At 62.7% G+C, this 21,201-nt stretch carries 21 protein-coding genes; 13 read left to right on the top strand and 8 right to left on the bottom strand.

From position 1 onward, the window contains the following. Positions 1 to 526 (top strand): hypothetical protein (locus tag EPO09_RS05910; RefSeq protein ID WP_290641155.1); only part of this gene is annotated, 526 nt, incomplete at its 5' end. A gap of 24 nt (positions 527 to 550) precedes the next feature. Here the strand turns inward: EPO09_RS05910 and EPO09_RS05905 are convergent. After that, a complete protein-coding gene (locus EPO09_RS05905) occupies positions 551 to 1,363 on the bottom strand; it encodes an SDR family oxidoreductase (protein ID WP_290641153.1) in 813 nt (270 codons plus the stop codon). A gap of 18 nt (positions 1,364 to 1,381) precedes the next feature. On the opposite strand from EPO09_RS05905, the gene EPO09_RS05900 reads away from it, so the two are divergent. Beyond that, positions 1,382 to 1,810, top strand: coding sequence for a YchJ family metal-binding protein (locus tag EPO09_RS05900; RefSeq protein WP_290641151.1), 429 nt, complete (start codon positions 1,382 to 1,384; stop codon positions 1,808 to 1,810). A 147-nt stretch (positions 1,811 to 1,957) separates the two neighbouring features. Further along, positions 1,958 to 2,986, top strand: a complete 1,029-nt coding sequence (locus EPO09_RS05895; RefSeq protein ID WP_290641149.1) for a sterol desaturase family protein — start codon at positions 1,958 to 1,960, stop codon at positions 2,984 to 2,986. Here EPO09_RS05895 and EPO09_RS05890 read toward each other — a convergent pair. Both EPO09_RS05890 and EPO09_RS05885 read right to left on the bottom strand, forming a co-directional pair. Continuing rightward, a complete protein-coding gene (locus tag EPO09_RS05890) occupies positions 2,958 to 3,209 on the bottom strand; it encodes a YkgJ family cysteine cluster protein (RefSeq protein WP_290641147.1) in 252 nt (83 codons plus the stop codon). The genes EPO09_RS05895 and EPO09_RS05890 overlap by 29 nt on opposite strands. A 251-nt stretch (positions 3,210 to 3,460) precedes the next feature. Then, a complete protein-coding gene (locus tag EPO09_RS05885; protein WP_290641145.1) occupies positions 3,461 to 4,078 on the bottom strand; it encodes a PEP-CTERM sorting domain-containing protein in 618 nt (205 codons plus the stop codon). Between the two features lie 222 nt (positions 4,079 to 4,300). Here EPO09_RS05885 and mnmG point away from each other — a divergent pair, with 222 nt between their 5' ends. From mnmG to EPO09_RS05865, 4 genes are all read left to right on the top strand, one after another. Then, positions 4,301 to 6,379, top strand: coding sequence for a tRNA uridine-5-carboxymethylaminomethyl(34) synthesis enzyme MnmG (gene mnmG / locus EPO09_RS05880; protein ID WP_290641143.1), 2,079 nt, complete (start codon positions 4,301 to 4,303; stop codon positions 6,377 to 6,379). Positions 6,380 to 6,554: 175 nt separating this feature from the next. Further along, positions 6,555 to 7,367: a 16S rRNA (guanine(527)-N(7))-methyltransferase RsmG gene (gene rsmG, locus EPO09_RS05875; RefSeq protein ID WP_290641141.1), complete on the top strand. Its 813-nt coding sequence runs from the start codon at positions 6,555 to 6,557 to the stop codon at positions 7,365 to 7,367. Positions 7,368 to 7,511: 144 nt separating this feature from the next. Beyond that, positions 7,512 to 8,363, top strand: coding sequence for a hypothetical protein (locus EPO09_RS05870; RefSeq protein WP_290641139.1), 852 nt, complete (start codon positions 7,512 to 7,514; stop codon positions 8,361 to 8,363). Positions 8,364 to 8,491: 128 nt separating this feature from the next. Next, positions 8,492 to 9,316, top strand: coding sequence for a ParA family protein (locus EPO09_RS05865; RefSeq protein ID WP_290641137.1), 825 nt, complete (start codon positions 8,492 to 8,494; stop codon positions 9,314 to 9,316). On the opposite strand, the gene EPO09_RS05860 is transcribed toward EPO09_RS05865, so the two are convergent. Beyond that, complete coding sequence (locus tag EPO09_RS05860; RefSeq protein ID WP_290641134.1) at positions 9,305 to 11,002, bottom strand: PAS domain-containing hybrid sensor histidine kinase/response regulator; 1,698 nt, start codon at positions 11,000 to 11,002, stop codon at positions 9,305 to 9,307. The genes EPO09_RS05865 and EPO09_RS05860 overlap by 12 nt on opposite strands. Positions 11,003 to 11,157: 155 nt before the next feature. Between EPO09_RS05860 and EPO09_RS05855 the strand changes: the two genes are divergently transcribed. Further along, the gene (locus tag EPO09_RS05855) at positions 11,158 to 12,303 is read left to right on the top strand and encodes a PEP-CTERM sorting domain-containing protein (protein WP_290641132.1); all 1,146 of its coding nucleotides are present in this window, start codon (positions 11,158 to 11,160) and stop codon (positions 12,301 to 12,303) included. A 4-nt stretch (positions 12,304 to 12,307) separates the two neighbouring features. Here EPO09_RS05855 and EPO09_RS05850 read toward each other — a convergent pair whose 3' ends face one another. Beyond that, on the bottom strand, positions 12,308 to 13,522 hold the full coding sequence (locus EPO09_RS05850) for a nucleotide disphospho-sugar-binding domain-containing protein (protein ID WP_290641130.1): 1,215 nt from the start codon (positions 13,520 to 13,522) through the stop codon (positions 12,308 to 12,310). 79 nt (positions 13,523 to 13,601) lie between these two features. Here EPO09_RS05850 and EPO09_RS05845 point away from each other — a divergent pair, with 79 nt between their 5' ends. The 3 genes from EPO09_RS05845 to EPO09_RS05835 are packed head-to-tail and all read left to right on the top strand — an operon-like array spanning position 13,602 to position 15,813. Then, complete coding sequence (locus EPO09_RS05845) at positions 13,602 to 14,501, top strand: ParB/RepB/Spo0J family partition protein (RefSeq protein ID WP_290641128.1); 900 nt, start codon at positions 13,602 to 13,604, stop codon at positions 14,499 to 14,501. Positions 14,502 to 14,516: 15 nt separating this feature from the next. After that, positions 14,517 to 15,275 carry a class I SAM-dependent methyltransferase gene (locus EPO09_RS05840; RefSeq protein WP_290641126.1) on the top strand — a complete coding sequence of 253 codons (759 nt, stop codon included), beginning with the start codon at positions 14,517 to 14,519 and terminating at the stop codon, positions 15,273 to 15,275. 55 nt (positions 15,276 to 15,330) lie between these two features. Continuing rightward, a complete protein-coding gene (locus EPO09_RS05835; protein WP_290641124.1) occupies positions 15,331 to 15,813 on the top strand; it encodes a flavin reductase family protein in 483 nt (160 codons plus the stop codon). 5 nt (positions 15,814 to 15,818) lie between these two features. Here the strand turns inward: EPO09_RS05835 and EPO09_RS05830 are convergent, their stop codons facing one another. The 3 genes from EPO09_RS05830 to EPO09_RS05820 all read right to left on the bottom strand — a co-directional run bounded on the left by EPO09_RS05830 (position 15,819) and on the right by EPO09_RS05820 (position 19,869). After that, a complete protein-coding gene (locus EPO09_RS05830) occupies positions 15,819 to 17,447 on the bottom strand; it encodes a PAS domain-containing hybrid sensor histidine kinase/response regulator (RefSeq protein WP_290641122.1) in 1,629 nt (542 codons plus the stop codon). 86 nt (positions 17,448 to 17,533) lie between these two features. Beyond that, positions 17,534 to 18,685, bottom strand: coding sequence for a GGDEF domain-containing protein (locus EPO09_RS05825; RefSeq protein WP_290641120.1), 1,152 nt, complete (start codon positions 18,683 to 18,685; stop codon positions 17,534 to 17,536). Further along, a complete protein-coding gene (locus tag EPO09_RS05820) occupies positions 18,682 to 19,869 on the bottom strand; it encodes a GGDEF domain-containing protein (protein WP_290641118.1) in 1,188 nt (395 codons plus the stop codon). Before EPO09_RS05820 ends, EPO09_RS05825 begins: the two co-directional genes overlap by 4 nt. Positions 19,870 to 20,071: 202 nt before the next feature. On the opposite strand from EPO09_RS05820, the gene EPO09_RS05815 reads away from it, so the two are divergent. Together EPO09_RS05815 and EPO09_RS05810 are read left to right on the top strand one after the other, a co-directional pair. Further along, positions 20,072 to 20,635 carry a cytochrome b gene (locus tag EPO09_RS05815; protein WP_290641116.1) on the top strand — a complete coding sequence of 188 codons (564 nt, stop codon included), beginning with the start codon at positions 20,072 to 20,074 and terminating at the stop codon, positions 20,633 to 20,635. A 16-nt stretch (positions 20,636 to 20,651) separates the two neighbouring features. Next, a partial coding sequence (locus EPO09_RS05810; protein ID WP_290641114.1) for a YceI family protein occupies positions 20,652 to 21,201 on the top strand: 550 nt, incomplete at its 3' end.

Genomic DNA, 21,201 nt, shown 5'->3' with positions numbered 1-21,201 from the left:
CCTGCCCAAGATCGGGCCCTGGTTGTTCGTATTGGTGGTGCCGGTCACCGTGCTGGTGATTGGGCTGGTGCTCATGGCTGCCGCTGTGGTGGTGGCGCCGTTGACGGGCCCGACTGTGTGGTCTGGTGCTTCATCAATTGAAAGTGTGCGCTTGCTTTTGCATCTGATTCGGGAGCGGCTGCTGCAGGCGGGTGTGCTGATGGGGGGCTTGAGCCTGGCTACCGGCCTGGTCGGTGCGGCGTGCAGCGTGTTCGTGATGGTGGGCGGTCGGGTCATGGCCGAGGCCTCCATCTTCGTGCTGGGTGTGGATGTCAATCCGCAGGTGTTGATGGCGGGCCTGTTCGGCTACGGCTTGCACAGCATCAATGCCACGGGCATCCCGAAAGAGGCGTATCCGTATATCTCGTCAGCCACGGTGGGCGGGGGCGTTGTGTTTGCGTTGGCGCTCGTGTTGCCCACGCTGGTCTACCTGCGCGGTGTGTGCGAGGTTTACCTGGCCCTGATGGCCTCCGACAAGGTCGAGTGAGTTCGAGGGCGCCGGCAGCAGAGCTCAGAAGTGCGACAGGTAGCCGCCGTCCACAGCCAGGGTCTGGCCGGTGACATAACTGGCGGCCTGGCTGGCCAGGAAAACGGCTGCCCCCGCGATTTCGTCGGGGCGTCCCCAGCGGCCCAGTGAGGTGCGGCGCGCCAGCCAGTCGGCCACCTCCTGGTTGCTGATCATCTCGGTGTTGGCTTCGGTCGCGAAGTAACCTGGCGCCACGGCATTGACCGTGATGCCGCGTGGCCCCAGTTCGGCGGCCAGTGCCCGGGTGGCGGCATCGAGCCCGCCCTTGGCCACGGTATAGGCCACATCCCCGGCGCGGGAGATCGGGCCGGCAATCGAGGTGATGTTGACGATGCGGGCGCGGCCTGCCTGCGTGGCGCCCGTGGTCTGCATGAGTTGCGCGGCTTCGCGTGCCAGCGCCAAGGGGGCGACCAGGTTGATGTCCAGCAATCGGCGGATGTCATCGAGAGCGAAGTCGTCCAGCGCGCGGCGATCGCGCTGCCCCACGTTGTTGACCAGGATGTCGAGCTGGCCCGCTTGCGCTGCCAAGAGCTGAAGCGCGGCCGTACGGGCATGGTCATTGGCCACATCAAAGGGCAGGGCGTGGGCGGTCGTGGCGTGGGCCCCATCTTGCGCACGAACAGCTGCCTGGATGCGCCTTGCGGCGTCTTGCAAAGCAGCCGCATCCCGGCCATTGAGCCAGACCTGGGCGCCGGCCAAGGCCAGGGCCTGGGCGATCTCGAAGCCCAGTCCGCGCGTGGCGCCAGTGACCAGGGCGACCCGGCCGTCGAGCCGGAAAGGGTGGGTGCGCATGCTCATGTCATGATTGTGCCCCTCATGAAGAAGCGCACTTCCTCCTCTTCGGTTTCGCCTGCTGCGGCGGGCCTGCTTGATGCCTGTCCTTGTGGTCTGCCTGCCAGTTATGCCGACTGCTGCGGTCGCTATCACGTCGGGCCGCTGGCTTTGCAGGCGCCCGATCCACAGGCCCTGATGCGCTCCCGGTACAGCGCCTTTGTGAAGGATGTGAGGGCTTACTTGCTGGCTACCTGGCATCCCTCAGAGCGGCCTGCCAGCATTGAAGCTCCGGAGCCTGGCCTGCAGTGGTTGGGCCTGGATGTGAAGCGCGCGCAGATGCTGGGTGAAGACCGCGGCATCGTCGAGTTCGTCGCGCGCAGCAAGTTGGGTGGGCGGGCTTACCGACTGCATGAGGTCAGCGAGTTCGTGCGTGAGGACGGGCGCTGGTTTTACCTGAGGGCGCAGGTTTGACCTGACGCAATCGCGCCGCACACAGTGGCGCGTGGTGCCCCCTCATGCAAGGGGTTGAATGTGGGGCGAAAGGGCTTCCCCGGGCGACAAAACTCGGGGCAAGCCCTATCGTTGTGCCCATCGTCAATGCATGTAACGAAGTACATCATGTTGCCCGGACTTGAAAAGCTCAATCCCATCCAGATCATGATGGGCCTTATGGGGGTCTCTGCCGTTGTCGTCACGGCCCTGGAGGGGTTGGCGATCAGCAAACGCACGGATCGCGAGGCCTATGACTGGCGGGCTTTCTGGACGACCGTTCGGATCAACCTCTTGCGGGTGCTGGTTGAGGCGATCCCGATGGGCGCCGTGATGGGCGTGGCGCTGCCATTTGGCCAGTGGATGTACGAGCACCGCTTCTGGACGGTGCCGATGGACACCTGGTGGGGCTGGGTGGCCATGTTCTTCTGCACCGAGTTCTTCTATTACTGGCTGCACCGCTCAGGCCATCGCATTCGCTGGTACTGGGCTTCGCATGCCATTCACCACACGGGCAATCAGTACAACCTGGCGGCAGCTTTTCGTCAGTCCATCACGGGCAAGATCTCGGGCGGCTTCGTGTTCTTCGCGCCGCAATGTCTGTTCGGCTTCTCGCCTGACGCCGTGCTGATGTCTTACGGCGTGAACCTGGTCTACCAGTTCTGGATCCACACGGATCTGATCGGCAAGATTCCCTTCATTGAGGGCATCTTCAACACGCCTTCGGCCCACCGCGTGCACCACGCCGCCAATGTCGAGTACCTGGATTGCAACTACGGCGGCACCATCTTGCTGTTCGACCGCCTGTTCGGCACCTATGTGCCCGAGAAGGATGGGGTGCCGATTCGCTACGGCCTGGTCAAGACCATGACCACCTACAGCGCGCTCAAGACCTGTCTGTTCGAGTGGGGCAATATCTTCAAGGATGTGGGCCGCGCCTTGAAGGGCGGCCACCCGCTGGATGCGCTGGGCTATATGTTCGGCCCACCGGGCTGGGCACCGAATGGCCAGGGCCTGACGACCGATCAGTTGCGCGCGCAGATGACGCGCCTGACAGGCTCGCCAACTGGTGCGCCGCCCGTGGAATTGCTGGACAACTGGGCCGGCGTGCCCGATGAGCAGAAAGCGCCTAACGGGTCGCCTGTTCCAGTTCGCTGATCCAGCGCATCGCCTGCTCGCGGCTGTCGCCGCACATCTCCTGGCTGGGCTGGAGCGAGCCGCACACCGCGGGGCGTTCCGGCAAGCCAAATAGCCTGCAACGCAAGGCTTCGTCCAGATGCGGGCAGGGCATGCCTGCAGGTTTGCCGTGAGGCAGACCAGGCATGGGCGATGAGATGGAGGGGGCGGTGCAGCAGGCAGCGCAAGCGGGTCTGCAGTTCATGAGGCGCTCGGGTCAGGGCCCTCGATTGTCTCGCACCTGGGGTGGCCTTGAAGGACCGCGCGTGATGCGCGGGCTTCGGCTCATGCTGTCGTACCGGAAAGAAGAAGCCCTGTTTTAGTTTTTGGGTGACGACAGCGAACCCTTTTAGTCTAGGAAGGCAAGGGCGCTGGCGCCATCCCTAAGATCGAAGAGAAAGGGCGGCGCCAGCCGTTTGTCGGTATCAATTCGCACCTCAAGCAGGCGCGTGGTGCTCAGGTTTTGCGGGTTTTCCGCAGTGCGGCCATGCCGATCAGGCCAAGGCCCATCAAGGCGTAGGTGCTGGGTTCGGGGACGGCTTGGGTTGTGCCGACCACGATGCCGGCCTCACGGAAAGCCATCGCGCTGTCGAGAATCTGCAGCTTTCCTTGTGCATCCACCTTCACGTGCGCCCAGCCAAAACTGTCGTAGAAGTCTGCTTGGCTCCAGGAAAAGCCTGGGTCCGTCATGCTGCGCGTGCGGCCCGCGAGATAGAAATCCGTGCCAACTTTGAGCGGTGTGGTGCTGGTGGAGAACAGGGATACGAATGCGGGGGATGCCGCCGTGGCGTTGCTGAAACTGCTGCCGGCCTGAGCCAGGAACAACTCGGATCCCTCATCGACGTTCAAGGTGACAAAGCTCAGGGTGCCGCTTGCTGGGGCGTAGTTGAGGATGGTGCCGGTGTAGTCCCCCGCGCTGGTTTGATCCAGCGTGATGGCGACATTGCCACCATTGCCTGAGGGGGTGATGTTCGTGACGGACCAGTGGCCGGTTTCGACCGAGGCATGGCTGGACATGGCATACAGCGCAGTGCTGGCCAGCACTGCAAGCCGAGCGGCGGTTTTCATCATCATGAGGTTCCCTGTTGAGTTGGTTTGTGCAGAAAGATGGCGCGCCGTCGTCCTGCATGAATATCTTGACATGATGCAGCTCGTTCAATGACAAGGGAACCCCCAGGCCCCTGCATGCGGGGTGTTTGTCACGCGAAGCATCGACCCGTGTGAGCCTAGGGATCAGGCCTTTCAGTACAATGGAAGGTTGCCCAAAAATGAGGCAATTTCCCCAAGGCTCAGCCCATGCTTTATCCCCAAGAATTTGACGTGATCGTGGTCGGTGGTGGCCACGCTGGAACCGAGGCCGCGCTGGCGGCTGCCCGCATGGGCTGCGCTACTTTGCTACTGAGCCACAACATCGAGACGCTGGGCCAGATGAGCTGCAACCCATCCATCGGAGGCATCGGCAAGGGACATCTGGTCAAGGAAGTGGATGCGCTGGGTGGGGCCATGGCCGCCGCCACCGATGAGGGCGGTATCCAGTTCCGCATCCTCAACTCGAGCAAAGGCCCGGCTGTGCGCGCCACCCGTGCGCAGGCCGACCGCATTCTGTACAAGGCGGCCATCCGCCAGCGCCTGGAGAATCAGCCCAATCTGTGGCTGTTCCAGCAGGCCGTGGATGACCTGATGGTGGAGGGAGATCGCGTCGTGGGTGCGGTGACCCAGGTCGGGATTCGCTTTCGCGCACGCACGGTGGTGTTGACCGCCGGCACCTTCCTGGACGGCAAGATCCACGTGGGTTTGAACAACTACAGCGCTGGCCGGGCAGGGGATCCGCCTGCGGTGTCGCTCTCGGCACGTTTGAAAGAGCTGAAGTTGCCCCAGGGCCGGCTCAAGACAGGCACCCCGCCACGCATCGATGGCCGCAGCATTGATTTCAGCAAGTTGACCGAGCAACCGGGTGATGGCGTGGGGCTGGTCGGCAGTTGGGGCGAGTCCGCGCCGACCGGGCCGGATGTACCTGTGTTCAGCTTTCTGGGTACACCCGATCAGCACCCGCGCCAGCTGCCTTGCTGGATCACCCATACCAACCAGCAGACGCACGACATCATCCGCTCCGGCTTTGACCGCAGCCCGATGTTCACCGGTGTGATCGAAGGGGTGGGGCCGCGCTATTGCCCGTCCATCGAAGACAAGATCAACCGCTTCGCCGACAAGGACTCGCACCAGATCTTCCTGGAGCCTGAGGGTCTGACGACGAACGAGTTCTATCCGAACGGCATCAGCACCTCCTTGCCATTCGATATCCAGCTCAATGCCTTGCGCACCATGCCAGGCCTGGAGAACGCCTACATCCTGCGCCCTGGTTACGCCATCGAGTACGACTACTTCGATCCGCGCGAGTTGAAGTCCACCTTCGAAACCAAGGCCATCCAAGGGCTGTTCTTTGCCGGGCAGATCAATGGCACGACCGGCTACGAGGAGGCGGCCGCCCAAGGTTTGTTCGCCGGCTTGAATGCGGCTTTGCAGGCACAAGGCCGGGATGGCTGGATGCCTGGGCGCGATCAGGCCTATCTGGGTGTGCTGGTGGATGACCTCATCACCAAGGGTGTGACCGAGCCTTACCGCATGTTCACTAGCCGCGCGGAGTTCCGCCTGCAACTGCGTGAAGACAATGCCGACATGCGCTTGACCGAAATCGGGCGCGAATTGGGCCTGGTGGACGACTTCCGCTGGGATGCCTTCAATCGAAAACGCGACGCTGTTTCACGTGAAACAGAGCGACTGAAGTCGACATGGGTTCGCCCCGCCACCTTGCCTGCCGCTGAGGGCGAGCGTCTGTTGGGTAAGGCCCTGGAGCGAGAGTACAACCTGGCCGATTTGCTGCGCCGCCCAGGTGTGGGCTACGACAAGGTCTGCGAGGTTGGTGCGATCGCGGCTGCGCGACAAGCAAGCCTCCGCGCCGAGGCGGGCAAGACCGCATCGACCGAAGGTGGTGTTTCACGTGAAACAAACCACGCTGTGGACCGGAATGGCATGCGGGCAGAGCTAGGGGTGGCCTTGGCTGAAGCGGTGATCGAGCAGGTCGAGATCAGCATCAAGTACGCCGGCTACATCGACAAACAGAACGATGAGGTCGAGCGTGCGGCGCACTTCGAGAAGCTGAAGCTGCCCTTGGAGTTGGACTACATGCAGGTATCCGCCCTGAGCATCGAGGCGCGCCAGATCCTGAGCAAGCATCGCCCTGAAACCCTCGGCCAGGCTTCGCGCATTTCAGGCATCACGCCAGCGGCCATTTCGCTGCTGCTGATCCACCTGAAAAAAGGGCGCTTCAAGGGCTTCGCTGCCAATGACAATGGCGAGGCTGGCGCTGCGGCCTGAGTGGCCCATGTGCTGGCTTGATCCACGCGCCTGACGCTGCCTGGGTGTGCCTGGTGTGTGGATGAATGCGCTGGGCTACCAGCCTGCCGGCCGGACAGGGTATCGGTTCAAGATGATTCAAGAAGCGGCGGCCTGCTCTCAGGCGCGCTGTGCAGACAGGTTTTCTGGAGTGGGAATGTCTTCTCAACACAAGCGGGGCTCGCATCGGAGCGGTTCATTTTCTGGTTCGGCTACTGCCGGTGCCGGTGCCGGATTCGGTTCTGGCAAACCGGCCGCGCCTCGGGTCAAGCCGGCACCTGCCAAGCGGGTGGAGGCGTGGTCGGCTGAACAGTGGGCTGCCGCTTTGCCGCCCGTACTGGAGCGCTTGAGCCTGACTTTGAACGCGGACCAGCAGCAGAAGCTGGCCGCCTACATGGTGATGCTGGCCCACTGGAACAGCACGTTCAACCTCACGGCGCTGCGCGACCCGCAGGACATGCTGACCCATCACCTCACGGATTGCCTCACGGTGTTGGCACCTTTGGGGCGTCACCTGGATCAGGTTCGTGCTGGCAGGGCGGCTGATGCGGGCGCCATTCGCTTGCTGGATGTGGGCAGTGGCGGTGGCTTGCCGGGTGTGGTGCTGGCCATCTGTTGCCCGGATGTGCTGGTCACCTGCGTGGACACAGTTGGCAAGAAAGCCGCCTTCATCAAACAGGTGGCGGCGGAGTTGCGCTTATCCAATCTGCGTGGCGAGCATGCCCGGGTAGAGCAACTCAAGGGTGCCTTTGACTTGATCACCTCGCGTGCGTTTGCGTCGTTGCTTGATTTCGTTTCCTTGACCCGAACCATACTGGGTGAGGGGGCAGTGTGGATGGCCATGAAGGGCAAGCATCCAGAAGAAGAGCTGACTCAGTTGCCTGCCGATGTGGAAGTGTTTCACGTGGAACAACTGCAGGTGCCGGGGTTGGATGCAGAGCGCTGCCTGGTGTGGATGCGGCCCAGGTAAGGTTGTCCATGCGCCTGGCCAGGATGACGGGAATGGTGCGTTGCATCAATCTTTCTCGCCATGTGGGGAATCTTCCGTCAACCGCATGAGATGCTCGCAGGTTGTACATGGATTCAACATCGGACATAGATAGGAGACACGCGCATGAACGCTCACGTTTGGACAAGGATGGCCATGGCCTCGGCACTGATGGTCTGGAGCATGAGCGGGCAGGCGCAGCAGACGGTGAGCGGCGGTTCAAGCGGGCAGGGCGCCATCGTGCAACAGACCCGGCCAGCCCCTGTGAGCGGCAAAGTTGGCAGTGACCCTGCTGCGGTGGCCTTGCGCCCGGCAGCGCAAGCCCCCGTTACTTCCAAGGCTACCCAGGTTGCGCCACCTGCCAACCCTAACGAGCCTTTGTTCTCTCCCTCGGCAGAAACACCCGCGCGCGTGGCCGCAACCACCGCGACACCGCCAGCGCCGGTCAAAACCACTGAGCCAGTCACCCCGCAGCGCAAGCCTCACGTGGAGCACACCAAGGGTGTGAAGAAGCCCGGCAAGACCGAGCCGCAAGCGCATGACAAAAAAGTGAATGGTAAACCTCGCCATGGCAGCAAGGGCTCTGAGCAGCCTGAGGGGGCCAGGAAGGATGCTCACAAGAGCAAGAAGAAGGCTGATGATCACAAACCAGTTGCCACAGCCTCGGCCGCATCCAGGCGCGAACAACGCCTTGCCGCGCACAACGCTGTGGCGCATCCCAAAGGGATGACGGCAAGCGCGCATCAAAAAACGCATCTGAAACCGTCAACCCAGAAGGCCTCGGTCGCTCCCTCGCAGACCAAGGCACTGGCAAAGCACGGCAGCGTCAAGTCGCCGACTGGCAAGGCCGCCAACAAGCGGGCACATGCTGTGGGCAAGGGTGACCATGTGGTCGCCAAGTCCATGCCTGCGTCCAAGGCTTCGTCGCCTGCAGGCAAGAAGGCGGGCAAAGCCACGCGGCCTCACAAGGCTGCTTGACGGCCACCTTCTGCTGCATTCATCCCGATCCATGCAGAGCCCACCAAAGCAGCATGCACGCGACATGAATCCTCGTGCATCGCTCGCCAGGACTCGGCAGCGTCACCGACTGCAGGGATAATCAAGGCATGCCGCACATCTTCTGTATCGCGAACCAAAAGGGCGGGGTCGGCAAGACCACGACCACCGTCAACCTGGCGGCCGGCTTGGCCCAGATCGGCCAGCGCGTGCTGATCGTGGACCTGGACCCTCAAGGCAATGCCACCATGGGTTCGGGCGTAGACAAGCGCACCCTGACGCAAACCGTCTATGACGTGCTGCTGGAAGATGCCTCCATTGCCGAAGCCCGTGCGAGCAGCCCCAAGGGCGGCTACGACGTGCTGGGTGCCAACCGCGAACTGGCCGGTGCCGAGATCGAACTGGTGACGCTGGAGCGACGTGATCGCCGCCTGAAAACCGCGATCGAAGCCGCTGCTGCCGATTACGATTTCGTGCTCATCGACTGCCCGCCGTCGCTGAGCCTGCTCACGCTCAATGGCCTGACCTGCGCCCATGGCGTGATCGTGCCCATGCAGTGCGAGTACTTCGCGCTCGAAGGCCTCACCGATCTGGTCAACACGGTCAAGCAGGTGCATGCCAACCTGAACCCCGAACTGCAATTGATCGGCCTGCTGCGGGTGATGTTCGATCCGCGCATCACGCTGCAGCAGCAGGTGAGCGAGCAGCTCAAATCGCACTTCGGCGACAAGGTGTTCGATGCCGTGATCCCGCGCAATGTGCGGCTGGCCGAGGCGCCCAGTTATGGCGTGCCCGGTGTGGTGTTCGATCCGTCGAGCAAGGGTGCTCAGGCGTTCGTGGCCTTTGCCGAAGAGCTGGTCAAACGTGTGGCGCCTAACATCAAGATCAGCAAGTCAAAGAAGAAGGCAGAGAAAGCCGCCTCGTCAGCTGCCTGACAGGTGCTCTTCCAGGCAGCGCAGCAAGGCCATCACATCCAGCGGTTTGGTCAGATAGGCCTTGAAGCCATGGGCGCGTGCGGCATGGATGCGGTCCGGCATCGCATCGGCTGACAAAGCCACACGGGGGATGTCACGGGTGCTGTCTTCGGCATCCAGCGCCTGGGCCAGATCCAGCCCGGTCATGTCGCCCAGGTGCATGTCGATCAGCATCAGATCGGGGTGGCTGCGGCGTGCCACGTCCAGCGCGCGCGTGCCGTTCATCGCCACCAGCAGGCGCCAGTGCGGGCGCAGCTTGATCACCTGGTGCACCAGGGCCACGTTCACTTCGTTGTCCTCGGCGTAGAGGATGGTGGCGGGGCGTGCAAACAGGTCGCCGTCAGACAAGGGGATCTGGTCCGTCGGTTCGGGCTCGTGATCGGCCGCAGGCAAGAGGATGCGCACACTGGTGCCCACGCCTGCCTGGCTGTCGATCTCGATGCTTCCACCCATCAGCGTGACCAGCTTGTGCACGATCACCAGACCGATGCCGGTGCCTTCAATGCCGCTTTGCTCCACGCCCAGCCGGTTGAAGGGCTGGAACAGTTGATCGAGCTGCTCGGGGTTCATGCCGATGCCGGTATCCTGCACCTCGATCAGTACCTCGCTGCCGGCGCGGCGTGTGCGCAGTTGCACCAGGCCATGCGCGCGGTTGTACTTGATGGCATTGCTCAGCAGGTTGACCAGCACCTGGCGCAGTCGCACCCGGTCAGCCATCGCGTAGACGTGGCAACCCACGCCTTGCGTGTCGATGCGGATCTGGTTGTGGCGGGCTTGTGCGGCCACCATGTTGAGCGCGTCGTCGGCGATCAGGTCGATGTCCTGCGCGGCGATGGACAAGGGCAGATCACCCGCTTCGATACGCGACAGATCCAGCACATCACCCAGCATGGACAGCAGATGCTGGCCGGCCTTTTCGATCAGGTTGACGCGGCGGCGGTGCTCGTCGCCAAACACGCTGCTGCGGTCCATCTGCAGCAGTTGCGCAAAACCGATGATGGCGTTGAGCGGGGTGCGCAACTCATGGCTCATGCGCGAGAGGAACTCGCTCTTGGCATGGTTGGCGCGCTCGGCGGATTGGGCCGCGATCACCGCTTCGGCATACAACTTTTGCTCGGTCACATCCTGCACATAGCCGTACCAGGCCGTGCTGCCATCGGGGCCCTCCTTGGCCGCAATCGATTGCCCGGCCATCCAGCGCAAGCCTTTCTTGGGCAGGATGGCGCGGTATTCGAAATGCTGCAACTGGCCTTCTTTGTCCGCGATTTCGCGGCTGAGCTGCATGACCAGAGGCAGGTCATCCGGGTGGATGCGCTGGTAGTGGGCCGACCAGTCCATGCCCGTGGCGTTGGCGTCCAGTTCGTACAGTTCGGCGGCGCGTTCGCTGATGTAGTGCAACTGCGCTTCGCCCCCAGGCGGCACCACGACCTTGAACAGCACGCCAGGGATGTGCTGGCTCAAGCCTTTGAGCAGGCTTTCACGGGCTTTCAAGCGCTTTTCAAGCTGGCTTTGACGCGTCTGGGCCTGGTCCAGGCGCTCTTGCAAGGCATCGCGTTCCGCCTGAACACGGTTCAGCGCCGCGCGCAAATCGACAAGCGTGTCGGTGGGCGTGTCAGTGCGGGCTGAAGAGTCTGCCGGATCGTCCATGGTCTATTGATATCGGTGCGCGTGAAGTTGACTTGACCGGGTTCCGCCCCCTTATTCACGCAGCCAGCCACTTGCTTGCGGGGTGGCGCTTGAGAAGGCACTTTGTTAACTTTTGCTAACGGGAATTTCTCACATTTTTCAGAGGATCGATTTTCATGTCCAAACGCACTGGCTTGCACGCCTTGAAACCCCTGGCGGCCTCCATCGGCATTGGTCTGTTCCTGATGGGGCAGGCGCAAGCGGCCACTGAAGTGAGTGCAACGGCCTCGTACAACCTGGGTGGTGCGGGTGTCAACGTGCTGGATTCGGGCGTGTCTACCAGCAGTGTGGATGTGTTGACCTTCCCATACGATTACAGCGGCAACTCGGCTGGTATCCATACCTACGGCAGCCCCGGCGGCGACTTCGGCAGCCGCTCCTCGGGCGCGGGCAACTATGACGTGACCGGCCTGTTCACGCTGACGCAGTCCATCACCAACACGTCGGCCGTGGCACAGCACGCCACTTTCAACTTCTACATTACGCCCGGCTTGCTGCAAAACGAGATTCGCTCCGATCTCAGCAGCAACGGCTACTACGTGGCGGCCGGTATCAACTTCAACATTCTGCGCAATGGTGCTTCCGTGTGGAACAGCCAGGCAGCGTTGCGAACGGACGCCAGCGGTACCACTTATAGCCACAGCGGCGCCAACATCCTGACCCAGTCCGATGCGACCACCTACACCATTGCTGGTGGCGCTTATTCGGTTGATCTGGGCGTGATCAATGCAGGCCAGTCCATCAATCTGCAGTACACCTTGAGCACCTACGCCAACGGCAATGCGCCCAGCACCGGGTACTTCACGGCACCATCGCAAACGGTGAATGTGCCAGAGCAAACCATCTTCCATCCCGAACACACGTATGAGCAGTGGGTGTCTGATGGCTATGGTGGTTATGGCGGCTATGGTGATGGTGGCTACGGCGGATATGGCGGTTACGGTGGTGGCCACTATGAGTCCGTGACGGTGCCTGCTTACACGGAAGTGCTGCCCGCACACACCGTGACTACGCCGTCCTACACAAGCTACGGACAGGCCAGTGGCTCGCACGCCAGTTCTGGTGATCCTTTCTCGATCGATTGGGACGGATCGCCTTCATCGGTATATGACGCGACAGGCAATTTCGCCAAGCCGCCGACCAATCCCTTTGAGGTCAAGATGTCGGCTGTGCCCGAGCCTCAGGCCTACGCGATGGTGCTGGGTGGTTTGACCGTGGTGGGCGCCCTGGCGCGTCGCCGCCGCGACAAGCAACAGGCCTGACCGCTCAGGCCTGGATCAACGACTCGAAGGCGGCCACCAGTTCGGTGGTTTGTCCTTCGTGTGTGAAGGCGCTATAGCGCTCAGCCAGTGCCTGCGCAGCCTGCCGGTGAGCGGGTTGTCGCAGCATCTGCGTGAGCAAGGCCTTGTAGTCGGTCGGGCGAGGGCGCGTGGCCACATTGATGCCCGCGCCGGCCTGTTCCACACGCACGGCCATCAGGAACTGCTCGGCCTGCGTGGGCAGCATCAATACCGGCACCCCAGCCAAGATGGATTGCGCGAGCGTGGCTTCGCCCGCATGGCAGATCACCAGTTGCGATTGGGGTAGCGCCTGCCCCAGATGCACGGGGCTTTTGGCATACCGAATGCGCGGCGATGTCAACGGTTCGGGCTTGCCTGCAACGACTTCCGGCACATAACACAGCGTGCGACAACCCAGTTGATCCAGCGCCTGCAGCAAGGCCAGGTGATCGGGGTGGGTGCTGCGAATGTAGGCGAACACGGCCGGGCCATCGCCCTCGGGCCATTGAGGTGCTTCGCCTCCTGAGGGCAGGAAGGTGGGGCCCAGATAGTGCTGGCCAACGGGCAGGGTGCCACGGCCATAGTGATCCAGTTCGGGCCAGGTGCACAGCAAGGGAAGGTCGCCTCGGAAGATGTCGGCCAGCTTGGCCAGTTCTGGCGCCTGGTGGGTTCGCAGTACCTCGTTGACGGAGCCCAACACCTGTTGATCGTAGTGTTCGACACGGCCCGCTTGAATCGGCTCCCAGGTGCGAAACGGTGGCAGAGGGCTGGCATCAGGTGGCACATAAAAGCCGATGCCGACCGAGGCCACGGGGATGCCCAGCGTGCGTGCCGCGATGGTGGCCGTCGGGGCGTAATCGGCCACGACCACATCGGTTTGTGCCATCTGCATCACGCCTCGCCAGCCTTCTACCAATCCGGCCAGAGAACTGGCTTTGAGATAGCCATTACCCATCACGATTTCGCTCAGGCTGATCACTGGATTGGGCACACCCACGGTTTGATGCAGCCAGACAGGTGCTTGCAGGATGCGGGCGCCTTGCGCGTTCAGATCACCCAGCAGGGCACGCGTGTGCACGATGTCGCGCAGCATCAGATCGACCTGATGGCCACGGCGCATCAACGCCTGCGCCAGGGGTTTGAAGCGACCGGCGTGGCCCAGGCCACCGCCGAATTCCCAGCACAACAGAAAGCGGGCCATGTCTGCTTCGATCCCTTTTGAATCAGTCGATGTGAGCCTGCATTGTAGAAACACGCTCAAACAGCGGACAATCCCGCCCATGGTCACGAAAAAATCCAAAGGCCTGGGCATGGGCCTGGAGGCCTTGCTCGGCCCCAAAGTCAGCGATCAACCCAAGGCTTCGCCCGATGGCGCGCCTTCCATCTTGCGCCTGGATCTCATGCAGGCTGGCAAGTACCAGCCGCGCACGCGCATGGACGAAGGCTCGCTGTACGAGCTGGCCGAGAGCATCAAGGCGCAGGGCATCATGCAGCCCATCCTGGTGCGACCGATCGGTGGCGGGCGCTATGAAATCATCGCCGGTGAACGCCGCTCGCGTGCGGCCAAGCTGGCCGGACTGACGGAAGTGCCCGTGCTGGTCAAGGAGGTGCCGGACGAAGCCGCCGCCGCCATGGCCCTGATCGAGAACATCCAGCGTGAAGACCTCAACCCGCTGGAAGAAGCCCAAGGCCTGCAGCGCCTGACCAGCGAGTTCGGCCTCACGCATGAGCAAGCCGCGCAGGCTGTGGGTCGCTCGCGCAGCGCCGCCTCCAACCTGCTGCGCCTGCTGAACCTGGCCGAGCCCGTGCAGGGCATGCTGATGGCCGGTGACATCGACATGGGCCATGCCCGCGCGCTGTTGCCGCTGGACAAGGCCGTGCAGATCACCACCGCCCACGAGATCGCGGCCAAGAAGCTCAATGTGCGCGAAGCCGAAAAGCTCGTGGCCAAGGTGCAGGGGGCCGGCCGCCAGACGCCGCTGCTGCGCGTGAAGTCCGAGAAGTCGCGTGACGTGGTGCGCCTGGAAGAAGAGCTCTCTGACATCCTGACCGCGCAGGTCGAGATCATCGTCAAGCGCAAGACCAAGCGCGGCGAGCAAGGCGAGATCACCATCCAGTTCGGCAGCCTTGACGAGCTCAATGGCCTGATCGACAAGCTGCGCGGCGGCGCGGCCGAGTAAGCGGCCCGGCCAGGCATGCGTACATGGCCTCTGCCGGCCTTGCTGACCTGGGCCCTGGCCTGGGCCTTGGCGCTGGCTTTGCGGGCCGCCCAGGCTCCTCTGTGGGCCTCGCTGATGCTGCCCACGGCGGTGGGCGTGTGTGCCACCTGGTTGCCCTTTGTGGCCAGCACCACCTGGCGGCGCGTGTTCGTGGCCGCCGGCTTCCCGCTGAGCGTGATCGCGCTGGGGCAGGGCGCTGGTTTGCCGGGCTGGTTGTGGCTGGCGCCACTGGCTCTGCTGCTGCTGGCCTACCCGGTGCATGCCTGGCGTGATGCACCTGTGTTCCCCACGCCGCGTGGTGCCCTGAAGGATCTGTCGGCGCATGTTGTCTTGAAGCCGCCGGCATCGGGCCAGGAACCCAGGATCCTGGACGCCGGTTGCGGCATGGGCGATGCCCTGGTCGAGCTGCATCGTGCCTTTCCGCAAGCGCGCATCGAAGGCATCGAGTGGAGCTGGTTGTGGCGCATCGTGGCGGCCCTGCGCTGCCCCTGGGCCAAGGTCAGACAGGGCGACATGTGGGCGCAGAGCTGGGCCGATTTCGAGCTGGTCTATCTGTTCCAGCGCCCCGAGACCATGCCCCGCGCCATGGCCAAGGCCCGCGCCGAGATGAGGTCTGGCTGCTGGCTCGTGAGCCTGGAGTTCGAGGCCGTGGATGAGCATGGTGTGGCCTGGAAGCCGCACGTGCGCTTGAGTTTGGATGGCTTACGCCCGATATGGGTGTATCGCCTCGGCTGACGCGATCGGGTTTACCCGTCTACACTGTCCACCATCGAGTGAAAGCCCCTTTGCAATGACGTTTACGCCTGACGACTTCCGCGCCACCTTGGGGCAATTTGCCACCGGGGTCACGATCGTCACGGCACGTGATGTCGAGGGCAATCTGGTCGGGCTGACAGCCAACTCCTTCAACTCGGTGTCCTTGTCGCCGCCTTTGGTGCTGTGGAGCTTGTCGCGGCATTCCACATCGATGCCCGGCTTTTTGTCGGCTGGGCATTACGCCATCAATGTGCTGGCCGCCGATCAACGGCAACTGGCCGAGCGCTTTGCCAAGAAGGGCATCGATCGGTTTGAGGGTACGCCCTGGCGCCCCGGCCTGACGGGGGCGCCCATCATCGATGGTGCTGTGGCCGTCTTCGAGTGTCGCCACCGCAGCCAGTACGACGAAGGTGATCACGTCATCTTCGTGGGTGAGGTGCAGCATTGCCGTCGCCGTGTGGGCGCGGCGCCGCTGGTCTTCCACGGCGGCCGTTTCTTCACTGATCTGTCGATCTGATCAGTTCAATCGGACAGCGGTCCACCGCATCGGTCCAGCAGCTTGAGAAAGCGCGCCACGTCCAGCGGCTTGGTCAGGTACTCCACAAAGCCCCGTTCCTTGGCCTCGCTGATCTGATCGGGCATGGCGTCGGCCGACAGCGCCACGCGCGGAATACAGGCCGTTGCCCCATGGGTGGACAGCGCATCTGACACATCCAGGCCGCTCATGTCGCCCAGGTGCATGTCAAGCAGCAGCAGATCGGGCGGATGGGCCAGCGCCATCGTGATCGCCTGCTGGCCGCTGTGCGCCACCTCCAGATGCCATTGCGGGCGCATGCGCATCACCTGGCGTAGCAACTCCACATTGATGACGTTGTCCTCGGCATACAGCACCGTGCGGTTATGCAGGCCCAGTTCATCGAGCCCACCAAAGCCTGAACGCTGGGCCTGATCGGCGCATTGCGCGTCCAGCGCCAGGGGCCTAGCCAGCGGCAGCCAGACCCGAAAGCTGGTGCCCGTGCCCGGCGTGCTGCTGACCTCGATGCGCCCATCCATCAGGTCCAGCAGGCGCTTGACGATGACCAGGCCGATGCCTGTGCCTTCTACAGTCGTGCGCTCGGCGCCCAGGCGGTTGAAGGGCTCGAACAGGTGCGCAATCTGCCCGGGTGTCATGCCCTGGCCGGTGTCCCGCACCGTGATGAGCACACGGTCTTGCAAGGCCATGGCTTCGATCATGGCCTGGCCGCCCTGGCGGTTGTACTTGATGGCGTTGGACAACAGGTTGACCAGCACCTGCCTCAAGCGCACCCGATCGGCCTTGACGAACAAGCCTTCCTGCGGGGCGTTGTGTGCCAGTGTCAGCCCTGCTGTACGCGCCTGGTTGCTGATCAGCGCCAGGGCTTCTTCCAGCACGCTGTTGACCGACAAGGTCTCGATCGACATGGGCAGACTGCCCGCTTCGATGCGAGACAGATCCAGCACATCGGTCATCATGGCCAGCAGGTGGGCACCAGCCTTTTCGATGTGCTCGACCTTCTGGCGTTGCGTGTCGTTCAGCGGGCTGCGCGGGTCCACGCGCAGCAGTTGCGCAAAGCCCAACATGGCGTTGAGCGGCGTGCGCAGCTCATGGCTCATGCGTGAGAGGAACTCGGTCTTGGCCTTGCTGGCGCGCTCGGCCGTGCGGGCCGCGCCCAATGCTTCCTGCATGCGCAGGCGTTCGCTGATGTCCTCGACCACCGACACCATCTGCACAGGCTTGCCGCCGTCGTCCTTGAGCAGCACCACATTGAGCATGACGTGCACGATCTCGCCATCAGGGCGCACGTAGCGCTTCTCTCGCGCCAGGCGATCCTGTTGCCCTGCGAGCAAGGCTTCCGTCGTGGCCAGGTTGGCAGGGGCTTCGTCCGGGTGGGAGATGTCCAGAAAGTGCAGGCCGATGAGGTCATCGCGGCTGCGCCCGGTGATCTCGGCAAAGCGCTGGTTGACTTCAACGAAGCGGCCATCCAGTGTCAGGCGTGCGATGCCGACTCCGGCGGCTTCAAAGATGGCGCGGTAGTGGTGGTCGCCAGACAGCTCGGCGTGGCCGTTGTGAGAAGGTGAAGGCAGCATGCCGTCAGGCAGGGTAGGTCGAGCACCGGGTGCAAAGCTGGACATGGCAACAGCAGCTATCGGACACCACCGGATCGTCACTGCATCGGCCGGACGGTGGTGCGTGATCTCGGCTCAATGGCCCAACTGTCTCACACTTGATCGCCCTGGGCCAGCGGCGGGCTGTTTGTGTGACTTTGGTCTTGCCCAGGCAACACCAGCTCAACCCTGTTGCGCCCCTTGGCTTTGGCCGCGTAGAGACCGTGATCAGCGCGCTCCAGCGTTTCGTGCAGGGGCTCACCCATCGGATGTTCGGTCAGGCCCGCCGAGAAGGTGACGCGGATGCCGTTGCCTACCACCACCTGTTGCAAGGCCGCTTGAAAGCGCGCCAGCGAGGCTTGTGCGCCAAGCAGACCGGGGTCGGGTGCGGTCAGCATCAGCAGGAATTCCTCGCCGCCCCAGCGGGCCAGCACATCGGTCTGGCGCAACTCTTTGCCCACTGCATCGGCAAAAGCGCGCAGCACCATGTCGCCCGCCTGGTGGCCAAAGTGATCGTTGACCTGCTTGAAGTGATCCAGATCGATCAGGGCCAGGCAGAAACCTTCACCGCTGCGTTGCTGGCGCTTCACTTGCTGTTCCATCAACTGCATCATGTGGCGGCGGTTGTGCAGGCCCGTGAGTTCATCGCGCGTGGCCACTTCATGCAGCATGGACAGCGCATGTCGCAACTCCTGCTTTTGTGCCATCAAGCGGGTGCGCAATATGGCCACATGTGTGGCCACGGCTGACAGCACGGGCAAAGTGCTGCCCGCCAGCACGAACTTGATGATCTCAATGCGCACGTCCACACGTTCGGGCTCATGGAAGATCAACCAGGCCATGGCCAGCGCCAGGCACGACAGCGTGCTCACACCCAGGATGCGCACTTGCCTGGGCGTCAAGGTGATCATGCTGAAGACCATCACCAAGGCGATCAGCACCAGGACGGCATTGCGCATGGGCCCCACGATCACATAGGCCATCAGGATGGATGCCATGGCGAACATGCATTGAGGCAGGTCCATGCCGGGGCTGCCCAAGCGGGTGGACAGGCCGGTGCGCACCAGCAGATAGAAGGCAGGCACACCCGTCCACATGAAGATCACCAAAGGGATGGCGGCGCGTGCGGCCACCAAATCGGCGGCGACCAGATACAGCAGGATGGCCGTGCTGGCAGCGTAGCCATACACGGCCAGCAGCGTCATCGTGACGCGTGCGCGCAACTTGGGATCCTGGCCAAAAATGAGGTCGCCGAGTTTGCTCATTTTTGTAGGGCGCCTGACTCTTGTGAACTGGGCGAGGCTGTTTTGTCCGTGACCTCGCCGGATATCGCGCTCATTCTGATGACCGTGCAATTTCTCCCTCCATCCTTGGCCTTATACAGCGCCCTGTCTGCACGTTCAATGCAGATATCCAGGGCTTCCGCCATGTTGTAGGCAGTCAGGCCAGCCGAAAACGTCGGCTTCAGATCGGGCAGGGAGGGCACCAGGGTCGCGTCAGCCAACAGCATGCGCGCGCGTTCCAGGCCCACATTGGCCAGCTCGGGAGAGGTGTCATTGAGCAGTACCAGGAACTCTTCGCCGCCCCAGCGGGCCAGCACATCGGTGTCACGCAGGCCGCTTTGCACGACTTTCGAGAAATTGCGCAGTACCTCGTCGCCGACCGCGTGGCCGTAGGTGTCGTTGATGCGCTTGAAGTGGTCGATGTCCAGCAGGGCCAGGCAGAAGCGGTGGTGGCCGGATCGCTCCAGGCGCTTGCGATGCTGCCCCAGCACTTCGATCATGTGGCGGCGGTTGAACAGGCCTGTGAGCTCGTCACGCGTGGCCAGCACCTGGATGCGCACCAGGGCATTGGCCAACTCGTCCTTTTGCGCCTGTAACTTGGAGCGCAGGCTGCTCAGCTGTGCTGCCAGCCCGGAAATGGTCGGCACGATGGCGGCGGTCAGCACAAAGTGCGCGATTTCCAGCTTGAAAGGGTAGTTGACCGGGTCCGTGCGGATCTTGATCAGGATGGCGATGCCCATCAGCACCACGGTGTAGCTGCCCGCGACGATGGCGCCTTTTTGCTTCATGTTGAAGATGCCGAACACCAGCACGAGGGCCAGCAGCATCATGGTCGAACCGTGCACGGGCCCGGTGACCGAGAACGCGCCCACGATGATGGTCAGCGCCGACAGGATCTGCGGCAGCGTCATGGCGGGGTCTTCAAAGCGCATGTTCAGGCCTGTGCGCAGCACCAGGTACCAGACCACGATGTTGACCAGGATGACGCTACACAGCCGTTTGACGTCTTCCGCTTCCATGTACCCCACCCACCAAGCGTAGATCTGCAGGAAGCAGCAAGCGATGAACACATTGGCCGCCATCAGCGAGCGCGTGATGCGCAGGCGCTGTTTGCGGTCTGTGGTCAACAGCAGGTCGTTGAGGCGGGAGATGAGGGGTGCGTACATGTTTGTGTCACGGCATCAAGGGGCCTTTCGGCGTGTTGCCGTCAGACCTTGAGGGTTTTGTCGTGATTCAACCCATGGCTTGGCATGACGTCGGGGTGTTCGTTCGAATTTTTTGAATTGATGCATCAAGCAGCTTCATCCACCTTCGGGCACAGTTCAGCCACCATTTCACTATTGCGCAATGCAGCAGGAGCCCAAGCCCATGAAAACCGGACAAAACCCAACCATTCAACGATATGGCACGGTGGCCATCGTCTTGCACTGGGTGCTGGCCATCGCCATCCTCACCGCCTTCGTGGTGGGCGTGACCGTGGACGACCTGCCCTTGAGCCCCAGCAAGATCAAGCTGATCAACTGGCACAAGTGGGCGGGGGTCGGCATTCTTTTCCTGTCGGTACTGCGTCTGGTGTGGCGCATTACCCACCGTCCGCCAACCTTGCCGAGCAGCATCGAGCAGGCCATGCCCGGATGGCAGCGTGTTGCCTATCACGGCGTGCATCACCTGATGTACCTGCTGTTCTTTGCCGTGCCGCTGCTGGGTTGGGCCTACAGCTCGGCCAAGGGCTACCCCATCGTGTGGTTTGGCGTGCTGCCTTTGCCCGATCTGGTCGCGCCCAACAAGGAGTTGGCCGAGGTGCTGATTGAAGCGCATGGCGCGGCGGCGTTTGGCCTGATCGGGCTGGTTGGTTTGCACGTGGCTGCCGCCCTCAAGCACCAGTTCATTGACAAGGATGGCCTGTTGGACCGCATGCGTCCCGGCCGTTGAAACGAAAGGACTCCTCATGTCTGCTTTGTTGAATCAACCGCGTTCCGTGTTTCTCTTGAGCGCGCTGGCCCTGGCTGGCGTGGCCGTCACCCAGCCCGCCTTGGCCGCCGAACAGGCCCTGGTGCAGGCTCAAAGCGAAGTCAGCTTTGTGGCCAAGCAATTGGGCGTGCCGCTGGACGGCAAGTTCAAGAGCTTCTCGGCCCAATCGGCTTTCGATCCCAAATCGCCGCAAACCAGCAAGATCGCCTTCACGGTGGACCTGGGCAGCGTGGCCGTGAACGCCGATGCCAATGCCGAACTGGTCAAGCCAGACTGGTTCAACACGGTCAAGTTCCCCAAGGCCACCTTCCAGTCCACGGCCATCAAGGCTTTGGGAGCAGGGCGCTTTGAAGTGGCCGGCAAGCTGGCCATCAAGGGCAATGCCCGTGATCTGGTCGTGCCCCTGCAGTTGAGCCAGGCCGGTGGCCTGAGCACGGCTACCGGTGCGTTCACGCTCAAGCGTCTGGACTTCAAGGTGGGGGATGGCGAATGGGCCGACACCTCCATCGTGGCCAATGACGTGCAAG

Origin of the sequence: Aquabacterium sp. (assembly GCF_004297345.1) — a bacterium.
GTDB lineage: Bacteria > Pseudomonadota > Gammaproteobacteria > Burkholderiales > Burkholderiaceae_C > Aquabacterium.
Note: the sequence above shows the minus strand (reverse complement) of the source record. Positions and strands in the feature narration are given on the sequence as shown.